Genomic DNA, 1022 nt, shown 5'->3' with positions numbered 1-1022 from the left:
TAAAACTTCTTCTTCTTAGCATCTTCTAAGATATCATTAGCAATTTGATTGACATTTTCAGATATTACAGCACTATCTTTAGCTATTTTAAGATTTTCTTGAGTTACATGATCAATTTGAGCTACAGCATCATTGATTTGAGTAATACCTGTAGTTTGTTCTTTAATGCTTTCACCCATTTCATTAATAGATTGAACTAAGATATTAGTATTAGCTTCTATTTCACCTAAAGACTTTTGAGTTCTTTCAGCTAGGTTTCTAACTTCATCAGCAACAACAGCAAAGCCACGTCCGTGTTCTCCAGCTCTTGCTGCTTCAATAGCAGCATTTAATGCTAATAGGTTAATTTGATCAGCAATATCTCCAATAATAGAAGTAACATTTTTAATCTCTTCACTTTGAGCAATTACTTCACTAGTTTTAGAAGAAACATTTTGCATAGAAGAAGTAATCTCTTCTAAAGCAGCAGCTGTTTCTTCTAAAGAAGAAGCTTGAGAAGATGAAGAATCAGTTAAGTCTTTTACTGCACTTTGTAATTTGCCACTTTCAGTAGCAAGTAAATTAGCAAATTCAGATGATTGTCTTAACATTTCAACAATTTCTTGTCCTAATACATTAGTAGTAATTTCTACTTCACCTTTAGCATCTTTTACTTCTGTAGTAAAGTCTAATGCTTTATAGCTATCAAATACACGATTAATTTCATTCATATTAGAACCAACTTTAGCTTGTAATACATTAAGCATGTTGTTTAATACATTTTTTAATTCTACCAATTGAGGACTAGCAGGAATTGCAGTAATTCTTGCTGTTAGATTACCATGTTCTATTTCTTTAGCTGTTTCAACTGATTGTTCTACTGCTTTAGCATCTTGTTCTAAAGCATTTTTAGTTTTAGTGATGTTTTCATTGATGGCTTTAGCTATAGCTCCAAATTCATCATTGGTTTTTACATCTATGAGTTTAGAATCTTTGGTTTTATGATTAATAAAGTCAAAGAATGAGTTAAGGCCTGATTGGAT

General features: G+C 31.0%; 1 protein-coding gene. It reads right to left on the bottom strand.

The annotated features are described in order from the left end of the window. Positions 1 to 1022, bottom strand: a 1022-nt coding sequence (locus FPD38_RS08260; protein WP_315969947.1) for a methyl-accepting chemotaxis protein, incomplete at both ends; no start/stop codon positions are given.

This window comes from Campylobacter volucris (assembly GCF_008011665.1).
In the GTDB taxonomy this organism is placed as follows: domain Bacteria; phylum Campylobacterota; class Campylobacteria; order Campylobacterales; family Campylobacteraceae; genus Campylobacter_D; species Campylobacter_D volucris_A.
The sequence above is the reverse complement of the archived record's forward strand: the minus strand, read 5'-3'. Positions and strand labels throughout refer to the sequence as shown.